This window comes from Sulfurivermis fontis (assembly GCF_004001245.1).
Taxonomy (GTDB): Bacteria; Pseudomonadota; Gammaproteobacteria; order Thiohalomonadales; family Thiohalomonadaceae; genus Sulfurivermis; species Sulfurivermis fontis.
Genome location: NZ_AP018724.1, coordinates 581,748 through 602,500, shown reverse-complemented (window position 1 = coordinate 602,500; position 20,753 = coordinate 581,748). Strand labels below are relative to the sequence as shown.

The following is a 20,753-nucleotide window of genomic DNA, read 5'->3' as shown; positions in this document are numbered from 1 at the left end:
GTTACAACGGCCGGCGTTATTGATGCCTACGACGCATTTTGTCGGCGGACAGGTAAGGTACCATACGACCCCCTACCCTCACTCCGGCATCCGGCGGCATTGACCAAGCCCCCCTTGCGGGGTTAATTTAAGCGAAAGTTTTCCGAGATATTTCCGTGGATTACAACAACATCTTAAATAAGGACTGCAAATCTCTGGGGCCGCCCCCCCAGCGCAGCCCGCTGCGCCGCCGCAGCATCCACGCCATGATCCTCGGTGCCGCCGCCGTGGTTGGCGTGCTGGCCCTGCTGCAGCCGGCCGACAATGCCGCCGCCATACGCCATGAAGCCACTACGCAGGCGCTGAGCCTGCCCCTGCCGGAAACCGCCGTTGCCACCATCTCCACAGAGCCCACGGCGCAGGTCGCAGAGGCGCCCTGGCAAGAGATAACGGTGCGTCCTGGGGATACCCTGTCGGCTATCTTCGACCGCCTCAAGCTCGGCGCCACCGAGCTGCATGCTGTGATGAACGCCGATCGGGCCATGACCACCACCCTGCGCCAGCTGCTGCCAGGCCAGGTGCTGCGCTTCCAGGTGGACGAAGCCCGGCGACAGCTGAATGCCCTGCACTATGGCATCGACGAATTGACCACCCTGGCACTGGAGCGCAGCGACGGGGGGTTCACCGCCAGGCACATCACCCGCCAGGTGGAAAATCGCCTCGCCTACAGCAGCGCCACCATCGACACTTCACTGTTCGCCGCCGGCCAGCGGGCCGGTCTGTCGGACGGCCTGATCATGGAACTGGCGACCATCTTCGGCTGGGACATCGACTTTGCCCTGGACATCCGCAGCGGCGACAGCTTCACCCTGCTGTACGAGCAGACCTACCTCGATGGCGAACACCTGCGTGACGGCAATATCCTCGCTGCGGAGTTCATCAATCAGGGCCGGGTCTATCGCGCCATCCGCTTCACCGACACGCACGGCAATGCCAATTTCTACACTCCGGACGGCTTGTCCATGCGCAAGGCCTTCCTGCGTTCCCCGGTCGACTTCAACCGGATCAGTTCCGGTTTCCAGCCCGAACGCTTCCACCCGGTACTGGGCATCAAACGTCCTCACCGCGGCGTGGACTACGCCGCCGCCATCGGCACCCCCATCAAGGCCTCCGGCGACGGTCGCATCGAGTTCATGGGCACCAAGGGCGGCTATGGAAAAACAGTGATCCTGCAGCACGGCGGCGCCTACCGCACGCTGTACGCCCACATGTCCCGCTTCCGCCCCGGCCTGCGCAGCGGTACCCGCGTCAAACAGGGCCAGATCATCGGCTATGTCGGCAAGACCGGCGTCGCCACCGGCCCACACCTGCACTATGAATTCCTGGTCAACGGCGTGCACCGCAATCCGCTCACCGTCAAGCTGCCCACCGCCGCACCGCTCCCCGCCCAATACCGCGAGGAGTTCCAGCAGCAGGCCCAGCTGCGTCTGGCCCAGCTGGAGGCCGTGAAACAGACCATGCTGGCCATGAACAACCGCTGACGCCAACCTTGGCCGACGCGCGCTACATCGGTCTGATGTCCGGCACCAGCCTGGATGGTGTCGATGCCCTGCTGGTGGATTTTACCGCCGCACAGCCCCGTGCCATCGCCAGCCATTACCATCCCTATCCCGCCGAACTGCGCAGCGAACTGCTGACCCTGTGCCACGCCAGTCACATCGAACTGCACCGGCTGGCACAACTGGATGTCATGCTCGGTGAGCTATATGCCGCAGCTGTCCGGGAGTTGCTCAACACCAGCCGCACTGACGCCAACACCGTCGCCGCCATCGGCAGCCACGGCCAGACCGTGCGCCATCATCCCGCAGGCCCGCATCCCTATACCCTGCAATTGGGCGACCCCAACATCATCGCCGAACGCACCGGCATTACCACGGTGGCCGATTTCCGCCGCCGCGACATCGCTGCCGGCGGCCAGGGCGCCCCGCTGGTGCCGGCCTTTCATGCCGCCCTGTTTCGCCACGCTGGCCGCAACCGCGTCATCCTCAATCTCGGCGGCATGGCCAACATCACCGTACTGCCGCGGGATACGGCCATTCCCGTCACCGGCTTCGATACCGGTCCCGGCAACGTCCTGCTCGACGGCTGGGCCGCCCGCCACCGTGGCACTCCCTATGATGCCGGCGGCGCCTGGGCTGCGGGCGGCAGTGTGCTGCCGGCACTGCTGCGGCGCCTGCTCGCCGACCCGTATTTCACCGCGCCGCCGCCGAAGAGCACCGGGCGGGAACGTTTCCACCTGGAGTGGCTGGAGGCACAACTGGAGGGAACAGAAGATCCGCAGGATGTGCAGGCCACCCTGCTGGAACTGACGGCACGCAGCGTGGCACAGGCCATCGCCGACCATGCCGCGAATGCGGATGAAATCTTGGTGTGCGGCGGAGGCGCCGGCAACGGCGCCCTGATGCAACGGATTGGCTTTCACCTCGCACCACGCGCCGTACACAGTACCCTGCATCATGGCGTCGAACCCCAGGCGGTGGAGGCCATGGCCTTCGCCTGGCTGGCACGGCAGACACTGTGCGGCGAGGCCGGCAACCTGCCGGCCGTGACCGGCGCGCGTCACCCGGTGGTACTGGGCGGCATCTACCGCGGTCGTCTCAACGCCGATCGATGAGGACGTAGTCGCGCAGCGGCTCGCCGGTATACACCTGGGTGGGACGGAAGATGCGGTTGTCGGCCAATTGCTCGCGCCAGTGGGCCAGCCAGCCGGCGGAACGGGCCACGGCAAAGATGGATGTGAATTGGTCGGACGGGATGCCCATCTCCGCGTACAGGATACCGGAGTAGAAGTCGACGTTGGGATAGACACCCTTGGCGCCGAGACGCTCGGCGGCGGCCTCTTCCAGTGCCAGTGCGGTTTCGAACTCGGCACTGACACCACGCTCCTGGGCCAGCTTTTCCACCAGCTTCTGCAGGATGTTGGCGCGCGGATCCTTCACCTTGTACTCGCGGTGTCCGAAACCCCAGATCTTTTCCTTGGCCGCCAGCTTCTGCTCCAGCCAGGGCTTCACCTTGTTGGGCGAGCCGATCTGCTTGAGCATGCTCACCACCTTCTGGTTGGCACCGCCGTGCAGCGGACCGGACAGGGTGCCGATGGCCGCGGCCACCACACCATAGGGGCTCGCCAGGGTGGACCCGGCCACCAGGGCGGCGAAGGTGGAGGCATTGATGGTGTGCTCGGCATGGAGCACCAGGCAGGTATCCATGATATCGGCCAGCAGCGGGTCGGGGTCGTCGCCGCTGAACATGTAGAGCAGATTTTCCGCGTAGCTGAGGTCGCAGCGCGGAGCGATGGGGTCATAGCCGTTACGGATGTGCTCCCACATGGTAACCAGCACCGGCATGCGCGCGATGATCTTCACCGTCATGTTGTGGATGTAGTTGAGGTCATCGCACAGCTGGGCGTCGGTGAGGCATTCGTTGCCGGGATAGAACATGCCCAGACTGGCCACGGCAGTCTGCAACAGTTCCATCGGATGGCCGGTGGTGGGCAGGTGCTTCATCATCTCGCGGATGTTGTACTTCACCCGCCGATTGCGACGCAGATGGTCATCGAACTCGGTCAGTTCGGCGGGCGTCGGCAGGCGCCCGTCCAATAGCAGCAAGGTGGTTTCCTCGAAGGAGCTGTGCTCGGCCAGTTGCTCGATGGGGTAGCCACGATAGGCCAGGATCCCCTTCTCACCGTCGATGAAGGAGATATTGGAACGGGTGGCAGGAACACCCTCAAGTCCCGGCAGATATTCGCTCATCCTGTCCTCCGCGCACAATACAAAGGGGCATAAGAATACCAGATCGGGGCCGGCCGCGAAGCCCTGTCCAACTGCGCCGCCAAGTCATTGAAAACAAAAAGCCCCGGTCCGCTGTGCGGTACCGGGGCTGTGGGGTGCGGAAGACGATCAGGTCGAGAAGGAGGAACCGCAGCCGCAGGTGGTGGTGGCATTCGGATTGCGGATCACGAACTGGGCGCCCTCCAGACCTTCGGTGTAGTCGATCTCGGCGCCGACCAGATACTGGAAGCTCATCGGGTCGATAAGCAGGGTCACACCATCCTTCTCCACCGTGGTATCACCATCATTGATCACTTCGTCGAAGGTGAAACCGTACTGGAAACCAGAACAGCCGCCGCCGGTCACGAAGACGCGCAGCTTGAGGTTGCTGTTGCCTTCTTCCTCGATCAGCGACTTCACCTTGCCGGCGGCGCTGGCGGTGAAAATCAGCGGGCTATCTACATCACTCATGGTCTGTCTCCACAACAAATCGGGGGGTTCGAGCGAACCCATTATCATTATCCCTAGCTATTTAGTCAAGAATCACCGGCAACCGGTTCCCGGGTCAGTAACGGCTGGGGGGCCGGAGCCTCGACGCTGCCTTCGCCGCGATGGACCAGATTGCCGTTCACCTCGGCACCGCGCGCCATCTCGATGATCTTGTAATAAACGTTGCCCTTGACCCGGGCCTGGGGCGCCAGCTCTATATGGTTGGAGGCATAGACATCGCCCACCACACAGCCGTTGAGCACTACGTTGGGGACGCGCACATCGCCCTCGATGAGGCCGCGCTCGGACACGCTCAGCACCGAACCGCTGTCCTGGTCGGCGATGACATTGCCCTTCAGGGTACCGTCGACGTGCAGCCCGCCGCTGAAGACCACATCACCGCGCAACTCGGTGTTCTGCCCGATCAAGGTGTCGATCTTGGCACTCTTGGTGGTCGTCGACTTCGATTTTCCAAACATATTCCGTCATGCCTCCTCTACCGGCCATTCGACGATCTTTTCGACCTTGTCGGCACCGCCGCTTGGGTCGAGTTTCACCACCACCCGCAGGGGAATGAACCCGGCCGGCAGCGTCAGATCGCCTTCGAAGTTTTGAAAATACTTGAAATTGAAGGTGAAGAACTTGGTCGCATCGGTCGTGACCTCGTGCTGCAACAGGGTCTTGTTCTGCCCCTCCTGCAAGCCCTCCACCTCGAAAGTCGCTCTGCCCCGGGCCAACCTATCACTTTTCAGTACCTGGGTTAACACCAGCTTGAAGCGAAAACTGTTCTCCACACCATTGGCCGTGATGTCGAAAGACTCGACCCGCAGCCCCTGCTGGGCATCCTTGGGCGAGACGATGCCGCGGTAGAAGGCCAGCTCGCTCTTATATTCCGCGATCTCCGCCTGCAATCCGCCCACCGTCGCCTCCAGCGCCTTATAGGCCTGACGATCGATTTGGATGCTGCGTTCCAGCACCGCCTTTTCCTCGCGCAGGGCAACGATCTCCTGGTGCAGCTCGGCATTCTGCCGGTTGAGCTCACCCAGCTCCTGCTGCGCGGTCAGGGTATCGAAGCCGGCGCGGTAACGGCCGTATTCGAACAACCCCCAACCGGACAGGACGGCGCCAATCACCAACCCCCCGATCACCAGCCGCATGCGCCAGGGGCGGTGCGGCGTCACCACCAGGCGAGTCATGGCAGGACGGCGATCTGGTCGATGCCGGCGGTTTCCGCACAGCCGAACATGATGTTCATGTTCTGCACCGCCTGGCCGGAGGCCCCTTTCACCAGGTTGTCGATCACCGACAGCACCACCACGGTGTCGCCGCCCTGCGGCCGGTGCACCGCGATGCGGCACATGTTGCTGCCGCGCACCGTGCGCGTCTCGGGGAAGGAACCGGCGGGCATCACATCGACGAACGGCTCGTTGGCAAAGCGCTGCTCGAACAGGGCCTGCAAGTCGGTATCCGGCTTCTCCAGCCGCGCGTACAGGGTGGCGTGGATGCCGCGCACCATGGGCAGCAGATGCGGCACGAAGGTCAGACCCACCGGCTGGCTGGCGACGTGATTGAGGTTCTGGCTGATCTCCGGCAAATGGCGGTGGCCCTTGACGCCGTAGGCCTTGAAGCTGCCCTCCACCTCGGAATACAGGATGCCCACCTCGGCCTTGCGCCCGGCGCCGCTGACGCCGGACTTGGCGTCCGCCACCAGGCCGCTGGGCGACACCACGCCGTTCTGCAGCAGCGGCAGGAAACCCAGGGTCACGGCCGTCACATAACAGCCGGGATTGGCCAGCAGCCGCGCCCCCTTGATGGCCGCGCGGTTCATTTCCGGCAGGCCGTATACCGCCTGCGCCACCAGGTCGGGACAAGCGTGGGTCATGCCGTACCACTTCTCCCACAGGGCGATGTCCGGGATACGGAAGTCGGCCGCCAGGTCGATGATACGCACACCGGCATCCAGCAGCTCGCGCGCCATGTGCATGGCGGTGCCGTTGGGCGTGGCGAAGAACACCACATCGCACTGCTTCAAGGCCGCCATGTCGGGGGCGGTGAAACGCAGGTCGACGCGGCCGCGCAGGTTCGGAAACATGTCGGCCACGGCGGTGCCGTCGTCGGAACGGGAGGTGATGACCTTCAGCTCCACCTCGGGATGACTGGCCAGCAGCCGCAACAATTCGACGCCGGTATAGCCTGTGCCGCCTACGATGCCCGCCTTGATCATGACTGGTCCTGTGCGCAGAGAGTTGAAGGTGGGCATGATAAGCCCGGGAGCTTCAAAGAAAAAGTGGCCCCGCGCACCAAACGCAGAACCCGCCGCGGTGCCGTCCGCCACCCTGTGCTATAGTCGCGGCGCCCCGATGCGGGAACAGTGTGCACCCGATGCAGTCGAACCGACCGAATCCCTATCACAACTGCCGATGCCGTCATGAAGAGCAAAGACCTGATCATCGCCGCCTTCGCCGTGGCCCTGCTGGGCCTGCTGGGCTACCTCTGGTTCAGTCCCTCCGGCCTCAAGCCGGCACCCGCCATCACCGTCACCACCCTCGACGGCAGCCAGGTGAAGCTCGATCAGTACCGCGGTAAGCCGCTGCTGGTCACCTTCTGGGCCACCACCTGCCCCGGCTGCGTCGCCGAGATTCCCCACTTCAGTGAGTTGTATCGGGAACTCGGACCCAAGGGGTTCAATATCGTCGCCATCGCCATGGCCTATGACCCGCCGGAGCAGGTACGCTTCATGGCCAGGCAACGCGCCATGCCCTACACCATAGCCCTGGACAGTGACGGCGCCGCGGCCCGCGCCTTCGGCGACGTGAAACTCACACCCACCACCTTCCTCATCGACCCCGAGGGCCGCATCGTGCAGCAGAAGCTGGGCGAGGTGGACGCGGCGCAGCTGCGCCAGAAGATCGTGGAGATGCTCTGATGCTGTGGGTAAAGGCCTTTCACATCATCGCCGTGGTGACCTGGTTCGCCGCCCTGTTCTACCTGCCGCGCCTGTTCGTCTACCACGCCATGGCCGCCGACCAGGCAGGCATCGAGCGCTTCAAGGTGATGGAGCGCAAGCTGTACCGCGGCATCATGACCCCCAGCGCGGTGGTGGTGCTGCTGCTCGGTAGCTGGATGCTGTGGGACTACGCCTGGGTGGCCTACAAGCAGATGGGCTGGCTGCACCTGAAGCTCACCCTGGTGGCCATCCTCTACGGCTATCACTGGTACTGTGGCCGCCTGCTCCGGGAGTTCGCCGCCGACCGCAACACCCGCAGCCATGTGTTCTACCGCTGGTTCAACGAATTTCCGGTGCTGATCCTCATCGCCGTGGTGCTGCTGGCGGTGGTCAAGCCGTTCTGAAACCGCCAAAAACTCAGGCCCGGTACCACCGGGCCTGAGTGCTGCTTCTCAATAGCGACAATTTATCAATCGAACGGTTTCGGTGCCGGAGTCTTGTCGGTAGACGGCGGCAGGATCGGCATCAGGAACTGGGGCTGATCGCCGGTCAGGGTCTTGAGGAAGGCGACGATCTGCTCGTTCTCCTGCTTGGTGAACTTCTTGCCCAACTGCAAACGGCCCATCACATCGACGGCCTCGGTCAGGGTTTCCGCCTCGCCGTCATGGAAATACGGATAGGTCAGTTCCACGTTACGCAGGGTAGGCACCTTGAATTTGAAGCGGTCCGCATCCTTGCCGGTCACGGCGCTCAGCCCCTCGGCCGGACTCTTCGCCTTGTACGGCTCGACCAGCCCCATCTTCTGGAACGAATTGCCGCCGACGGCAGGACCGTTGTGGCAAGCCACGCAACCACTGTCCTTGAACAGCTTGTAGCCGGCCAGCTCCTTGGCGGTCAGCGCGTCCTTGTCGCCCAGCAGCCACTGATCGAAACGGGAATTGGGGGTCACCAGGGTCTTCTCGAATTCGGCGATGGCGGTGGTCACCATGTCGATGTCGATCTTGTCCTTGCCGAACACCTGCTTGAACTCCACCACATACTGTGGAATGGATTGCAGCACGTCGATGGCCAGAGTGTGGGTGAAGGCCATCTCGCCCGGATTGGCAATGGGGCCGCCGGCCTGCTCCTTGAGGTCGGCCGCGCGACCGTCCCAGAACTGAGCCAGATTCATACTGGAGTTGAGCACGGTCGGCGCGTTGATCGGGCCACGCTGCCAGTTGTGGCCGATGGACGTCTTCAGGTTGTCGGTGCCGCCCATGCTCAGGTTGTGGCAAGAGTTGCAGGAAATGAAGCCGGACTTGGACAGGCGCGGGTCGAAATACAGCTTCTTGCCCAGCTCCACCTGCGCAAGGTTGATTTGCTGCACCGGACGGATGGGTTCGATGGGCTCACCCGCCGCCTGGGCAGCAACGCTGCCGGCGGCCAACACGGCCGTGGAAATCGCCAAAGAAACGAGCTTCCTTTTCATGGTTATACCCCTTTAGGTTGTGAGGAGACATTAAACAAAGTCTAAACAAGATGGACTAAGTCTATGTCTATGTTGAAGTGAAAGATAGCCATAAAGGCGCGATGTTCTTGACCTGGATCAACAAGACGGCAAATAAAAAGATCCCCCATGCCGGAGCGAGGGAAGTATGGAAAAACCGGCAGCAGGTCTCCCGCAGAATAATTTCCGGGCGCAAAAAAACATGGGGCCGAACCGCCAGGCGGCTCGGCCCCATGGTATCTCCCAGCCCAGGCCGGATCAGGACATCTGGCTTTGCAGGTAGTTGTGCAGCCCCACCAGATCGATCAGGTGGAGCTGCTGTTCCAGCCAGTGGGCGTGGTCTTCCTCGGTATCGTCGAGCATGGCCTCCAGCACCTCGCGGGTGACATAGTCCTGCACCGACTCGCAGGAGGCGATGACCCGCCGCAGATGGGCCACCACGGCGATCTCCAGGTCCAGATCGTTGCGCAGCATCTCGGGGACATCACGACCTATCTTGAGCGGCTCGCGCCGCGACAGGTCCGGCGTCCCCTCCAGGAACAGGATGCGCCTGATCAGGGCATCAGCATGCCCCAGCTCGTCCTGCACCTCGTGGGCGATGCGCTCATGGAGCTTCTTCAACCCCCAGTTTTCGTACATGCGCGAGTGGGTGAAGTACTGATCCGCCGCCGACAGCTCGCCGGCGAGCAGGTCATTCAGGTGGGCGATGACCTTGGCATCCCCTTTCATGACGCACCTCCCATTTGCGCCTGCAGGTAGTTTTCGATACCCATCTGCTCAATGAGCCCCAACTGGGTCTCCAGCCAGTCGACATGTTCCTCCTCCTCTTCGAGAATGTCCTCGAACAGTTCGCGGGTGACGTAGTCCTGCACCTGTTCGCAATGGGTGATGGCCTCGCGCAACAGGGGCAGGCCCTCCAGCTCCAGCTTGAGATCCAGCGCCAGCATCTCCGCCGGCTTCTCACCGATGAGCAGCTTGCCCAGGTCCTGCAGATTGGGCAGCCCTTCCAGGAACAGGATGCGTTCGATGAGCTTGTCCGCGTGTTTCATCTCGTCGATGGACTTGTGATAGACCTTTTCGTTGAGTGCCTTGAGACCCCAGTTCTTGTACATGCGGGCATGGAGGAAATACTGGTTGATGGCGGTCAGCTCATTGACCAGCAAACGGTTGAGATAACCGATGACCTTCGCGTCTCCCTTCATGGGGACTCCTTTCTGGTTGGGGTGGTCCTGCTAGTTATAGCGAAAACTCAGGCGGGTGCCAGCGCGGCATCGATGCCGGCGGGGGCGTCCAGCGCCTGTTCCAGCACGGCCTTGGCGCAGCGGCCGCAACGGCCGCACTGGCTGGCGACACCAAGTCGCTGGTGCAGGTCGCGCAGGCTGCGCGCCCCTGCCTCCACCTCGCGCTGGATGTGGGAATCAGTGACGGACCGGCAAACACACACGTACATATGTCATACCTCCTCGGTTTTGATGGAAGCATATTTGCAAATGAGATTGATTGTCAACTGCAAAATAGACAACACCACATTGACAACGCAAATGAGAACCATTATCATCTATTCGTCTTCGGGATTGCTGAAGGAGAGCCTTGCGATGACACAAACATCTACTCCGTCCGGCGAGCGGCGGACCACCCAGCGGGTGTACAGCGCCGAGCTGCTGGGCCACAGCCGGGAACTGGTCATCCTCCATCGCGGCGAGGAATACCGTCTGCGCATCACCGGCAATGACAAACTGCTGCTGACCAAATAACCACACACACCCAGCCAGCCCGCGCCAGCCAGGAACCATGAAGATGAGGAGATCATCATGTGTACTGGCAAAAACAAACCTGCCGTAACCCCCCAGCCCCTGCGCCCGGCCACCACCCCGCAAAACGCGCCACAAGGCGGTGCCTGCCGCAACAACTGCACCGGCTGCCGCCGCAACCGCACCACCGTGCGTAACTAGGAGAGCATCGCCATGACCGCCTCTCTCAACACCCGTCCGCAAACTGTCTGCACCGTTCCGGTAATCCGCCCGCGCTACCTGGGCCTGAGCGAAGCGGAGTTTCTTGCCCTGTCCTGTGGCCGCCATACCCGCCGCCTCACCCCCGACTGGATGCCCCTGCTCTGCCGCCTGCGCCAGGCCGGCGGATTGCGCAGCATCACCGCCAATGCCGGCGCGGTGCTGGAACAGCCCTGGTCGGTGCGCGAAACGGGTACTGTCGGGAATACCCTGCGTCTGTACGGCCCGCAGCAGGAACTGGAGTTTCACTTCGACTACTGGCACTGCGGCTTCGCTGTCGCCCCGGGCAGCGACGAGCGTCCGGCAGCCGCCCTGCGCTTCTTCGACCAGCGCGGCGATCTGCTGCACAGCATCGAGGCAGAACATACGGCCCTGTTGGGGCGTGCGGCCATTCTGCCCTTCTACAGCGGCGACCAGCGTCGGGAACAACGCCTGGCCCCTCTTCCTGCCCCCGCCAGTCCGCAAGCCCTCACGCCCCTCGACCACGAATGCCTGCGCCTGTGGTGGCAGTTGCCGCTGGACTTTCCCGCCGGGCCGATCCCGGGGCTGCCGGCGGCATCGCGCAACCGCCTGCTGGCCGCCCTCGGTACGGCCCATGCCAGGCCGGTGCAGCCCGATGCCTTCCTTACCCTGCTGGACTGCATCGACGCCCTCGACCGCGAGTCATTGCGCCTGACGGTGGTCAACCACGGTGTCGTGCAACGTTACCGTGGCCGGGGCTTCTACGCCTCGCGCCAAGGGGGTTCGCTGCGGCTGCGCAATGAAGAGTGCAGCCTGACCCTGACGGCAGCAGCCATTGCCGGCAACTGGCTGGTGCGCAAGCCCACCCGGTGCGGCGACTGCCTTGCCCTGGAACTGCACGACGCCAGCGGCGCGCTGCTGGCTGCCATCGATGCCCCCGCCCGGCAAGGCACCGCTTGGTCCACCCTGCTCGGCGCCATGGAAGAAGAGGCCGCCGTGCTCTGAACCATCAAGCCCTTAACCCGGAGGAAACAAACATGACCTGGCAACTGGACGCATGGCTGGAGCGCAGCACCCCGGTGCTGCGCATCCTCGACGGCAACACTGGCATACCCATCGCCTGCTTTTCCGGCGACGAGGTCTACCGTCTCATGGAGCAGGGCGAACTGACGGCAGAAGAGGTTTTGAGTACCGACCGCGAGGAACGCAAGGTGCTCGCCGGCCGGCTGTTCACCCTCGCCTGCGGCATCCCCTGCGGCTGACACCACCAGCGTGCCGCCGTGTCGATAAGGCACGGCGGCACGCTGGTTCATTACTCTACCGGCGGCATCACTGTATAAGTGGCGTGACAGGCCACACAGCGATTCATCAACTCCGCCAGCTGTCGCAAGGTGTGATCCGGATCCGCCAATGACTCCGCATCCACCGCGATGGCATCCATCCCTTCGTGCACCGAAAAGCCCAGCTGCTTGAACTCCAGCGGCAGCTTGCCCAGCAGCGGCCCGCGCACCTCGGGCGGGATGTTCTGCACATCGGCCATGCCCATCTTGCGCGCCTGTGTGGCGACTTGTGCCATGTCGCCGTCCAGCGCCGCCTGCAGAATGGTCTGGCTGGCGGCGAGCAGGTGGCGCATTTCGTTGAGCACGAAGTCGCGCTCGGTATTATTCAGCAGCAGGCGCACGCGGCCGTCGCTGGAGGGCGCGTCGGCGACACGGCCGAGCAGGCCGAAGAGCACCAGCACTGCCACAAGCATCAATAACAGCACACCAGACAGCAGCGGCCAGCCGTAGCGGCGCAGGAATGCACGATATTCAGACATCAGAAACTCCCCTGCCAAGTGAGCGCCACGCTACGGCCGGGCGCCTTGATCTCCTGACCGGAGACGCCCTCGGTCAGGTGCTCGTGATAGGCCTTGTCGGCCAGGTTTTTCACCGCCATGCGCAGCGACTGGTCCTTGGCATAGCGCCAGGTGGCGCCGATGTCGGCGGTGGTAAAGCCGGGGGTGACGTTTTCGCTGCCGTTGCTGAACACTGTGGCGACGCGATCCTGCTTCTGCACGAAGCGCACGGTGGTGTCCGCCGTCCAGCCGGCGGCGATGCGGCCCTCCCAGCCCAGCGACAGTTCATCCGCCGGCATCTGGAACAGCGGCTCGTCGAGGTCGTCGTTGTCGCCGCGCACCAGGGAGTAGGCCACGCTCAGCCACTGGCCGGGTGCCGCCTGCCAGCGCGCCTCGGCCTCCAGGCCGGTGAGGGTGACGCTGCCGATGTTTTCCGTCGCCTTGATCGGCGCGCCGCTGGAATGGACGGCGCCGGTGACGCGGCCGGTGATGTAATCGCTGATGCGGGTTCGGTAGGCGGCGACGGTGTAGCTCAGATGCTCGTTCGCGCCCTTGAGCCCCAGTTCGAGCTGATCGGCCATTTCCGGCTTGATCTGCGGATTGCCCACATAGTAATAGCCGTCGCCGCGCGGCGAGGACTCGTAGCGCTCGCGCATCTCGCCGGCGCGGAAGCCGCGGGCAACATTGGCATAGGGCCGCAGCAGCGGCGTGATCTGGTAGATGGCGCCCAGGCTGCCGGAGACGGCGCTGTCGCTGCGATCGAGGCCGCTGGTCAGGGTGCCCGGCCCGGTGGGATTGGCCATCGCCGCGGCGCTGCCCTTCACCGTATCGTGGCGCAGGCCGGCGAGCACATTGAGCGCCCCGAACTGCATGTCGTCCTGCACGTAGAAGCCCAGCGCCTCGATGCGCGCGTCCTGGAACGGATCATTGCGCACCAGCGGCGACAGTGGCGTCGGGCTGGCCAGGTAGCGTTCCGGCGAGGCCTGCATCTGCCAGCTGTTCACGCCGAAGGACAGCAGGTGCTGCGGATGCACCAGCCAGTCCGCCTTGGCATCCAGGCCATCGGTATCGAAGCTGACGCGGGTCCCGGCGATATTCCGGTTCAGCGGCTCGGCCCAGGAGAATATCTGGCGCTGCATTTCCTGACGGTAAATCCGCACATCCATATTGAGCGGCGCATCACCCGAGCCCTGGCGGCTGTAGCCCACCTCCGTCAGGCGGCGTTGGGTCTTGGGCGAGTGAACGGTGGTGCTGTCCACCGCCAGGCTCGGATGCGGCTTGGTGGAACCGGGAAACCACACGTCCTCATCGGTGTGCTGCTGCAGCGACAGACGCAGCTGCTGGTGGTTGTCGAGGCGGTAGCGGTACTGGCCAATGTAGCTGTCGGAGTCGTAGCCGGTGCGCGCCACCTTGCCGTCGGGCGACTCGTAGTCGCCGATGCGGGCCAGGGAGGCGCCGGCCATCAGGGCATGATCACCCGCGGAGGTGTTCATTACGGCAGTACCGCGGCTGTCGCGGCTGGCGCTGTCGTAGCCGGCGGCGAGGTCGAAGGCGGTACCCGGTTCGAAACGGGCCTGCGGCAACAGGACATTGATGGTGCCACCCAGCGCCCCGGTGCCGTACAGCACCGAGGAAGGCCCCTTTACCACCTCGACACGGTCGGCCAGCCCCAGAGACATGAATGAGGCGATGGCCCCGGCGGGCTGGGCGGAGTTGAGGCGCATGCCATCCACCAGCAGCACCACACTCTCCTTCTTCAGGCCACGGATCACCGGGTTCTGGCCCTGGGCGCCGTCGCTGGCTACCGCGAGCCCCGGCAGGCCGCGCAGGGCCTCGCCGACATTGTTGGCATTGCGGCGCTGGATATCCTCGCGCTCCACGCTCACCGTGGCCGCGGGCGTCTCCAGGGCGTCGGAGGCGTAGCCCTTGGCGGTGACGGTCACCTGTTCCAGGTGGGCCGGGGCCTCGTCGGCCTGGGCCGCGGTCATGCAGGGAATAAGGGGAAAGGTCAGCAGCGCACTCAGGGCGCGCGGCGGGAAGCTGCGTCGGGCCATACCAAGTTCTCCGATAAGGTTCGTACTTGGCTGGCTGGCGGCGGGAAGAGCCGGGGCGCTGGCTAAACAAAATTCAACAGTTGTGCGATTCAACAGCAAATGAGAATCGTTGTCAACTACCTACTTGATATTACTGTCTACGGCGATGGCGTACCGCGGCCGGTAACGCATCAGAAAATCACCTTTGGGCTGACCATCGGCGAAGGAACTGCGATAACCGAGGAACTCGGTCACGGGCCGAGTTCCCTGCCGCGCCGCGCCGTTGTCCCAGCCCTCGTACTCGATACGGTAGAGGGCCGAGTATATCTCGGCACGACCGGTGCCGTGGTGGCAGTGGATCAGCACCGGATAGGCCGCCGGGTCGTCGAGCACGGCAAAGAACTGGGCCAGCGTATCCGCGTCCGGCACCTGGCGCGAGGGGATGTTGACGTGGTTCACGCCGGGGACGGCGGCGACGGCCGCCGCCTCGGCCTCGATCTCGATACGGCTCTCCGGGTGCAGCGCGTCTCGCTCACCGCCCGGATCGCGCAGGTCGATGACGGTACGGATGCCGTACTCGGTGAGGTAAGTGCCGATCTTCTCCGGCGGGATGGCAGCCGACTTGTACACCTTGCCTGCGGTCACTGCGGCAAAGCGGTGCTCGGCATGCACATGCCACACATACGGTGCAGCGGCGATGAGCACCGCAACTACCGCATAGGCCGGCCAGCGCCCGAGTCTCATGGTGCGTCTCAGGCCAGCCTGGACACCAGCACGCAGACCGCCAGCACCTTTTCCAGCGCCAGCTCGGTGTGTTCGATCTGCAGCACGGTGACCGGCTTCTGCGCCAGCACGCGGATGTGCTGGCCGGGGATCAGGCCGTAGGCGAGCAGGCGCTCGCGCAACTCATGGCTGGTGTCGGGTGTGAAGCCCTCGATGTGCACATGGCTGCGGGCGGGGACGTCGGTGAGGGTCTTGGGCTTGGACATCATTATCCTCCCCAGCCGACGAGGCTGAGGGCGTGGTGCAACAGGCCGCCGATGAAGAAGGCCAGTGGCATGATCAGGGCCAGCATCAGGGCGGCACGGCGCAGGCCGTGCTCCTTGACGATCATCAGCAGGCTGGCGAAGCAGGGCACGAACAGGGTCAGGGTGACGATGCCCACCACCATCTGCTGGGCACTGAGTGCCGAGCCCATGGCGAACAGGCCGGTGGCGCCGAAGTCGCGGCGCAGGAAGCCCATCAGGAAGGCGGCAGTGGCCTCCTTGGGCAGGCCGAGCCAGCCGGTGACCAGCGGCTCGGCGGCCTGCATCAGCCAGGGCAGCACGCCGAGGCGGTCCAGCACGAACAGGGCGAAGGCGCCGATGAGGAACAGCGGGATCACCTCCTCCAGGTACCATTTCAGGCGCGCCCAGGTCTTGGTCAGCACGTTGCCCGGCACCGGCAGGCGCAGCGGCGGCAGCTCGGTCATCAGCGGGATACGCTTACCCGGCATCAGGCGGTTGGCCAGCCAGCCCACGGTGACCAGCACCAGCAGCACCATGCAGAACCAGATCAGGGTCGCACTGAACGAAATACCGGCCAGGATGCCCATCACCACACCGAGCTGGGCCGAGCACGGAATGGCCAGGGCCAGCAGGAAGGTGACGATCAGGCGTTCGCGCGGCGTCTGCAGGATGCGGGTGGTGAGCGTCGCCATGGTGACGCAGCCGAGGCCGAGGATCATCGGCAGCACGGCGCGGCCGTTCAGGCCCAGCGCCTTGAAGCTGCGGTTGGACAGCACGGTGAGGCGCGAGAAATAGCCGGAGTCCTCCAGCACGCCGAAGGCGATGAAGAAGGTGGTGACGATGGGCAGGATCAGCGCCAGGGCATAGGTCATGCCCATGGTCCACAGGCCGTACTCGCCCACCAGCAGGTCATGTGCCCAGGACCAGGGGACATGGCTCTCCACCAGCCCCTGGAACCAGGGATTGATGATGCCGCCGAACAGGTCCTCCTCCAGCAGGCCGACCAGGGTGCCGGCGCCGAACTCGCCGACGAACCAGTAGATGCCGTACAGCACGGTGAGCAACACCGGCCAGCCCCACACCGGGTGCACCGCCAGGTAGCCGAGGCGCTGGGCCAGACCGGCACCGCCCTTATCCACGGCGCGGATCACCCGGCTGGCGACGCGGTCGGCGAAGGCCATGCGCGTCTGCTGCAACACCGCCGCCAGCGGCTCGACGAAGGACTGCTGCAGGGCGTCGCGGTGGACGCGCAGCATCTCCACCTGTTCGGCGCCGATACGCTCCGTGAGCCAGCTCTCCAGCTCGCCGTCGCCGGCCAGGAACAGCAGACCGAGGGCGCGCGGCGCCAGGACATCCGCCGGCAACAGCGGCGCCATCACATCCAGCGCCGCCTCGATCTCGGCCGGGTATTCCAAGTGAAAGCGCGGCACCGGGGCCTTTTTGATCTCGTCCTGCAACTGCGCCACCCCCTTGCCGCGGGTGGCCACGGTGGCCACCACCGGCAGCCCCAGCTCGGTGGCGAGGGCCGCCGTGTCGATATGGGCACCACGCGCCTCCGCCTCGTCCACCATGTTCACCGCCAGCACCATGGGACGGCCCATCTCGGCGAACAGGGCGGTCAGCTGCAGACTGCGGCGCAGGTTCTTGGCATCGCCCACCTGCAGCAGGACCACGTCCTGTTCCGTGAGCAGGGCACGGGTGGTGGCATGCTCGTCGCCGGTGCGCGAGGGCAGCGAAATGACGCCCGGGGTATCCAGCACCGGCATGTCGCCCAGCGCGCGGGCATTGCCGCGCGACACTTCGACGGTGGTGCCGGGATAGTTGGCAACGACCACATAGCGCCCGGTGAGGGCGTGGAACAGCACGGACTTGCCCACATTGGGCTGACCGACGAGCAGCAGGCCGCCGGTGGCGGGAGTATTCATGGACACACTCGACAGAATCGACAACAGGAATGCACAGGAAAGGCGAAGGTTTTACGGCAAACCGGGCCTTGCCGCAAGGGAAATCCGCCCGATTCTCATTACCAATGGTAAAACTGTATCCCCCACAGCAGCGGCACCGGCGCCATGGTCAGGGCCAGCACGGTCAGCACCCACCCGCGGCGTGCCGCGGCCACCGGGCGCAACAGGCGCGCCGCCAGGACGAGACTCCAAGCCATGCCGCCAGCGATGAGCAGCAACCGCCCCGGCACCGCCCAGTCGAGCACGATGCCCTCACCCTGCAACTGGCCGGTGGTGAGCAGGGACAGGCCGACGAATACCGACACCCCGCCCAGCGGGATCAGGGCCGGGGCTAGGCGCAGGGCGTTGGTCCGCGCCGTCCCCGGCAACAGGCGTCCGGCCAGATGCAGCCCGGCCCAGATCCAGCCGCCCACCAGCAGCGCCTGGGCACCGATATAACCGAGCAGCAGCAGGCCGTCGAGCCAGGTGAAGGCATCATTGGCCTCGGGGTAGTGGGTGAGCAGCCACCACGGCGCATTGTCCTGCAACAGCCAGAAGCTGTCGTGCAGCACCAGCCATTCGGCGAGCTGCTGCTTGATGGCGATGAACCAGGGCGAGGCCGACCACTGGAAGGCACCGAAGGCCACGCCGAGCAGGCCGAACACCAGCAGGCGCGCCTCCCACGGCCCGGTGGCCGTGCTGCCCACCTCGCTGCCGGGCCAGCGCGGCGCCAGCGTCACCGCCTGGCGATGCCCGGCGCAGCGGCCGCACATGTGGCACTCGCCGGCGCCGGTCATGCGCCGCACGTCGATGAGCGGGGCGCAATCCACCGGGGTGTGTCGGAGCACCGGGGCCGCATCCCAGGCGGCGCGGTCGACCCGAAAGTGCAGCGGCGACAGCCGCGCCAGCAGGGCGAACACCCCGTTCACCGGGCACAGGTGGCGGCACCACACGCGGCGGCCGCGGCCGTAGACCAGGGCGACGGCCATCGCCGCCACGGTGGAACCGCCCAGCACCAGCAACGCCGCCTTGGGGTACTCGTAGACGCTGACCATCTGGCCATAGATCGTGGTGAGCACGAAGGCCACGAAGGGCCAGCCGCCCCACTTCATCCAGCGCGGCACCGGCCGCCCGGCGCCGAAGCGGCTGGTCCACTCGCTCAGCGCGCCCTCGGGGCAGAACACACCGCACCACAGCCGGCCGACGGCGAACATCGACAGGATGACGAAGGGCCACCAGATCCCCCAGAACAGGAACTGGGCGAACAGCACCAGGTTGTCGAGCAGGCGTGCATCGGGCGGCGGCAGCTCCATGAAGGCCGGCGCCACCACCAGGGCCAGATAAAAGGTCACCACCGCCCACTGCATCCCCTGGATCCAGCAGCGGTGACGCCGCATCAGTTCACCGAGGCGCGCCAGGCGCGAACGGGCGATGCCGGCGGCGGACAGCAGGATGGGCTGGGCATTGCGCATGGGATTCAACCTTCCGTCTCAAACAGGAACGCCGCGACAACGCGCCGCCCGCCATAGTCGATCACACCCTGCGCCTGCCAGTGCACACGGCCGGTGGAACACAGCGGCAACACCGCCTCACCGGCGTAGAGCCGCTCGCCCACCGGCCGCAGCACCGCGCGATGAAAGGCCTCCGTCACATCCACCGCCTGGAAATCCACCTCCACCGCCTCAGGTCTGGCACCGGCCAGTTGCATCTCCACCTGCAGGGGGACGAGACACCGCAGCGGCCGCGGCCCCAGCGTCAGGTACAGCCGGCCGCTGCTCCACGCCGCCGCGCAGGTGCGCTCGTGCAGCGCGCAATCGGACGGTGCCGGCAGATGCAACACGCGCGGCAGCGACATCCACTTGAACAGCGCCGTGATCAGGATGAGGCCGATGGTGATGCCGAAGGCGGCCGGCCAGCCATGGCAGCGGACGCCCCCCTCCGCCGCCAGGCATGCCGTCTCAGTCATGTGCCCGCACCGTCGCCGATGCCGGGTGGCGCGGCCACAGCACGAACAGCCAGTAGGCCGCCACCAGCAGCAGCAACACCAGTGAAGGCCGCGCGCGATAACCGGCGAAGGTGGCCAGCACGTTACCCGGGCCCGCCGCATCGTCCAGCAGGAAGGTGCTGTCCCACAGCGGGTCCACCAGCGCCGGCAGCATTTCCAGTCCGATCAGCCGTTCCACCCCGCTGACCAGCAGACCGCAGGCCAGCAACAACAGCAGCACGCTGCTGGCGCGGAAGAACACTGCATAGCTGAACAGGCGCAGGCCGCGTGCCAGCACCATCACCGTCAGCAGCGCCAGCACCACGCCGAGGACGGCCCCCTGCCACAGCTCACTGCCGGCATTGAAGCTGAGGCCGTAAAGAAAAATCGCCGTCTCGGCGCCCTCGCGCGCCACGGCAATGGCCACCAGCACGGCGATGCCGAAGGCGCCGGCACGATCGAAGGCCGCCGCGGCACCGGCGTGCAGCTGCTGCCTCATGGCACGGCCATGGCGTCGCATCCACAACACCATATGGGTAATCAGTGCGGCGGCGAGCAACACCATGCCGGCCTGGAAATACTCCAGCACCGCACCGGCCAGTTCGTCCTGCACCACGGTCATGGCGACGGCGAGCGCACCGGCCAACAACAGACCGGCCGCCGCGCCGGCGGCCAGATACCAGCGCCCGCGCGCCAGTTCGCCGCGCATCCGCAGCCAGGCCCAGAGGATGCCGATCACCAACAATGCCTCTATGCTTTCACGCCAAACGATGAACAGTGCCTGCCCCATGGGGTTTACTCCACGATGATCCGGCCCTGGCCGGTGTCGGGATGGAATTCGTCAAAGTAGCGGTAGGTGCCGGGCTTGAGCGGGGCGATCACCACGAACGAGGTGACGCCGGGCGCCAACACTTTCTCCTTGCGCAGTTCGATGCTCTCGAACTCGACGGCGTCGCTGCCCTGATTCCTGATCACGATCTTGAAGCGCGTCTTCGCCGGCACACGCAGCGTGTCGGGGATCAGCCGGCCGTCCTGCGCCACCACCTCGAAGGTGAGCAGCTCCGCACCATGCGCCTGAGCGCCGCCCAGCACCAGCCACAGCGCCACCAGCCCCACGACACTCACCCGCAACCAATCCGTCCACATCGCCATGTCACATCGCCCTCATGCCAAAAGGCGGGCCGGGCGCTGCCCGGCCCGCATCGGTACTAGGGAAGCTCTGAATAAGTTCAGAGCTTCCGCGGCACAGGG

At 65.0% G+C, this 20,753-nt stretch carries 25 protein-coding genes; 7 read left to right on the top strand and 18 right to left on the bottom strand.

Annotation, left to right across the window (positions count from 1 at the left end; translation table 11 throughout):
• Positions 1-155 precede the first annotated feature (155 nt).
• Both EP379_RS03190 and EP379_RS03185 read left to right on the top strand, forming a co-directional pair.
• On the top strand, positions 156-1,520 hold the full coding sequence (locus tag EP379_RS03190; RefSeq protein ID WP_127475804.1) for an OapA family protein: 1,365 nt from the start codon (positions 156-158) through the stop codon (positions 1,518-1,520).
• 8 nt (positions 1,521-1,528) lie between these two features.
• Positions 1,529-2,653 (top strand): anhydro-N-acetylmuramic acid kinase, encoded by a 1,125-nt coding sequence (locus tag EP379_RS03185; protein WP_127475802.1) that lies wholly within the window; start codon positions 1,529-1,531, stop codon positions 2,651-2,653.
• On the opposite strand, the gene EP379_RS03180 is transcribed toward EP379_RS03185, so the two are convergent.
• From EP379_RS03180 to argC, 5 genes are all read right to left on the bottom strand, one after another.
• Complete coding sequence (locus tag EP379_RS03180) at positions 2,637-3,788, bottom strand: citrate synthase (protein ID WP_127475799.1); 1,152 nt, start codon at positions 3,786-3,788, stop codon at positions 2,637-2,639. The two genes, EP379_RS03185 and EP379_RS03180, sit on opposite strands and share 17 nt — an antisense overlap.
• Positions 3,789-3,935: 147 nt before the next feature.
• On the bottom strand, positions 3,936-4,277 hold the full coding sequence (gene erpA / locus EP379_RS03175) for an iron-sulfur cluster insertion protein ErpA (RefSeq protein WP_197722847.1): 342 nt from the start codon (positions 4,275-4,277) through the stop codon (positions 3,936-3,938).
• 65 nt (positions 4,278-4,342) lie between these two features.
• Entirely contained in the window at positions 4,343-4,774 is a 432-nt protein-coding gene (locus tag EP379_RS03170; RefSeq protein ID WP_127475794.1) for a bactofilin family protein, read from the bottom strand.
• A gap of 6 nt (positions 4,775-4,780) precedes the next feature.
• The gene (locus EP379_RS03165) at positions 4,781-5,491 is read right to left on the bottom strand and encodes a DUF6776 family protein (RefSeq protein WP_127475788.1); all 711 of its coding nucleotides are present in this window, start codon (positions 5,489-5,491) and stop codon (positions 4,781-4,783) included.
• Positions 5,488-6,519, bottom strand: coding sequence for an N-acetyl-gamma-glutamyl-phosphate reductase (gene argC / locus EP379_RS03160; RefSeq protein ID WP_127475786.1), 1,032 nt, complete (start codon positions 6,517-6,519; stop codon positions 5,488-5,490). The genes EP379_RS03165 and argC overlap by 4 nt, the downstream gene beginning before the upstream one ends.
• A 204-nt stretch (positions 6,520-6,723) precedes the next feature.
• On the opposite strand from argC, the gene EP379_RS03155 reads away from it, so the two are divergent.
• On the top strand, positions 6,724-7,221 hold the full coding sequence (locus EP379_RS03155; protein WP_127475784.1) for a peroxiredoxin family protein: 498 nt from the start codon (positions 6,724-6,726) through the stop codon (positions 7,219-7,221).
• The gene (gene hemJ, locus EP379_RS03150) at positions 7,221-7,646 is read left to right on the top strand and encodes a protoporphyrinogen oxidase HemJ (RefSeq protein ID WP_127475782.1); all 426 of its coding nucleotides are present in this window, start codon (positions 7,221-7,223) and stop codon (positions 7,644-7,646) included. The genes EP379_RS03155 and hemJ overlap by 1 nt, the downstream gene beginning before the upstream one ends.
• Positions 7,647-7,711: 65 nt before the next feature.
• On the opposite strand, the gene EP379_RS03145 is transcribed toward hemJ, so the two are convergent.
• From EP379_RS03145 to EP379_RS03130, 4 genes are all read right to left on the bottom strand, one after another.
• On the bottom strand, positions 7,712-8,710 hold the full coding sequence (locus EP379_RS03145; RefSeq protein ID WP_127475780.1) for a cytochrome-c peroxidase: 999 nt from the start codon (positions 8,708-8,710) through the stop codon (positions 7,712-7,714).
• Between the two features lie 276 nt (positions 8,711-8,986).
• Positions 8,987-9,457, bottom strand: a complete 471-nt coding sequence (gene bfr / locus EP379_RS03140; RefSeq protein WP_127475778.1) for a bacterioferritin — start codon at positions 9,455-9,457, stop codon at positions 8,987-8,989.
• Positions 9,454-9,930: a bacterioferritin gene (gene bfr / locus EP379_RS03135; protein WP_127475776.1), complete on the bottom strand. Its 477-nt coding sequence runs from the start codon at positions 9,928-9,930 to the stop codon at positions 9,454-9,456. The genes bfr (EP379_RS03140) and bfr (EP379_RS03135) overlap by 4 nt, the downstream gene beginning before the upstream one ends.
• A 47-nt stretch (positions 9,931-9,977) precedes the next feature.
• Entirely contained in the window at positions 9,978-10,178 is a 201-nt protein-coding gene (locus EP379_RS03130) for a (2Fe-2S)-binding protein (RefSeq protein WP_127475773.1), read from the bottom strand.
• 145 nt (positions 10,179-10,323) lie between these two features.
• Between EP379_RS03130 and hemP the strand changes: the two genes are divergently transcribed.
• The 3 genes from hemP (at position 10,324) to EP379_RS03115 (ending at position 11,960) form a co-directional block, all read left to right on the top strand.
• A complete protein-coding gene (gene hemP, locus EP379_RS03125) occupies positions 10,324-10,482 on the top strand; it encodes a hemin uptake protein HemP (RefSeq protein ID WP_127475771.1) in 159 nt (52 codons plus the stop codon).
• A 210-nt stretch (positions 10,483-10,692) separates the two neighbouring features.
• Positions 10,693-11,703, top strand: a complete 1,011-nt coding sequence (locus EP379_RS03120; protein ID WP_127475769.1) for a ChuX/HutX family heme-like substrate-binding protein — start codon at positions 10,693-10,695, stop codon at positions 11,701-11,703.
• Positions 11,704-11,735: 32 nt separating this feature from the next.
• Complete coding sequence (locus tag EP379_RS03115; protein ID WP_127475767.1) at positions 11,736-11,960, top strand: hypothetical protein; 225 nt, start codon at positions 11,736-11,738, stop codon at positions 11,958-11,960.
• Positions 11,961-12,010: 50 nt separating this feature from the next.
• Here EP379_RS03115 and EP379_RS03110 read toward each other — a convergent pair whose 3' ends face one another.
• From EP379_RS03110 to EP379_RS03070, 9 genes are all read right to left on the bottom strand, one after another.
• Positions 12,011-12,517: a hypothetical protein gene (locus tag EP379_RS03110; RefSeq protein WP_197722846.1), complete on the bottom strand. Its 507-nt coding sequence runs from the start codon at positions 12,515-12,517 to the stop codon at positions 12,011-12,013.
• A complete protein-coding gene (locus tag EP379_RS03105) occupies positions 12,517-14,589 on the bottom strand; it encodes a TonB-dependent receptor (RefSeq protein WP_127475765.1) in 2,073 nt (690 codons plus the stop codon). The genes EP379_RS03110 and EP379_RS03105 overlap by 1 nt, the downstream gene beginning before the upstream one ends.
• 120 nt (positions 14,590-14,709) lie before the next feature.
• Positions 14,710-15,312 carry a dual specificity protein phosphatase family protein gene (locus EP379_RS03100; protein WP_127475762.1) on the bottom strand — a complete coding sequence of 201 codons (603 nt, stop codon included), beginning with the start codon at positions 15,310-15,312 and terminating at the stop codon, positions 14,710-14,712.
• Positions 15,313-15,320: 8 nt separating this feature from the next.
• The gene (locus EP379_RS03095; RefSeq protein ID WP_172600362.1) at positions 15,321-15,557 is read right to left on the bottom strand and encodes a FeoA family protein; all 237 of its coding nucleotides are present in this window, start codon (positions 15,555-15,557) and stop codon (positions 15,321-15,323) included.
• A 2-nt stretch (positions 15,558-15,559) separates the two neighbouring features.
• Positions 15,560-17,500 (bottom strand): ferrous iron transport protein B, encoded by a 1,941-nt coding sequence (gene feoB, locus EP379_RS03090; RefSeq protein ID WP_127475758.1) that lies wholly within the window; start codon positions 17,498-17,500, stop codon positions 15,560-15,562.
• Positions 17,501-17,598: 98 nt separating this feature from the next.
• Positions 17,599-18,990, bottom strand: a complete 1,392-nt coding sequence (locus tag EP379_RS03085; protein WP_127475756.1) for a 4Fe-4S binding protein — start codon at positions 18,988-18,990, stop codon at positions 17,599-17,601.
• Positions 18,991-18,995: 5 nt separating this feature from the next.
• Complete coding sequence (locus tag EP379_RS03080; RefSeq protein WP_127475754.1) at positions 18,996-19,484, bottom strand: hypothetical protein; 489 nt, start codon at positions 19,482-19,484, stop codon at positions 18,996-18,998.
• A complete protein-coding gene (locus tag EP379_RS03075) occupies positions 19,477-20,292 on the bottom strand; it encodes an FTR1 family iron permease (protein ID WP_127475752.1) in 816 nt (271 codons plus the stop codon). The genes EP379_RS03080 and EP379_RS03075 overlap by 8 nt, the downstream gene beginning before the upstream one ends.
• Before the next feature lie 5 nt (positions 20,293-20,297).
• Complete coding sequence (locus tag EP379_RS03070) at positions 20,298-20,654, bottom strand: cupredoxin domain-containing protein (RefSeq protein WP_197722845.1); 357 nt, start codon at positions 20,652-20,654, stop codon at positions 20,298-20,300.
• Positions 20,655-20,753: the final 99 nt, after the last annotated feature.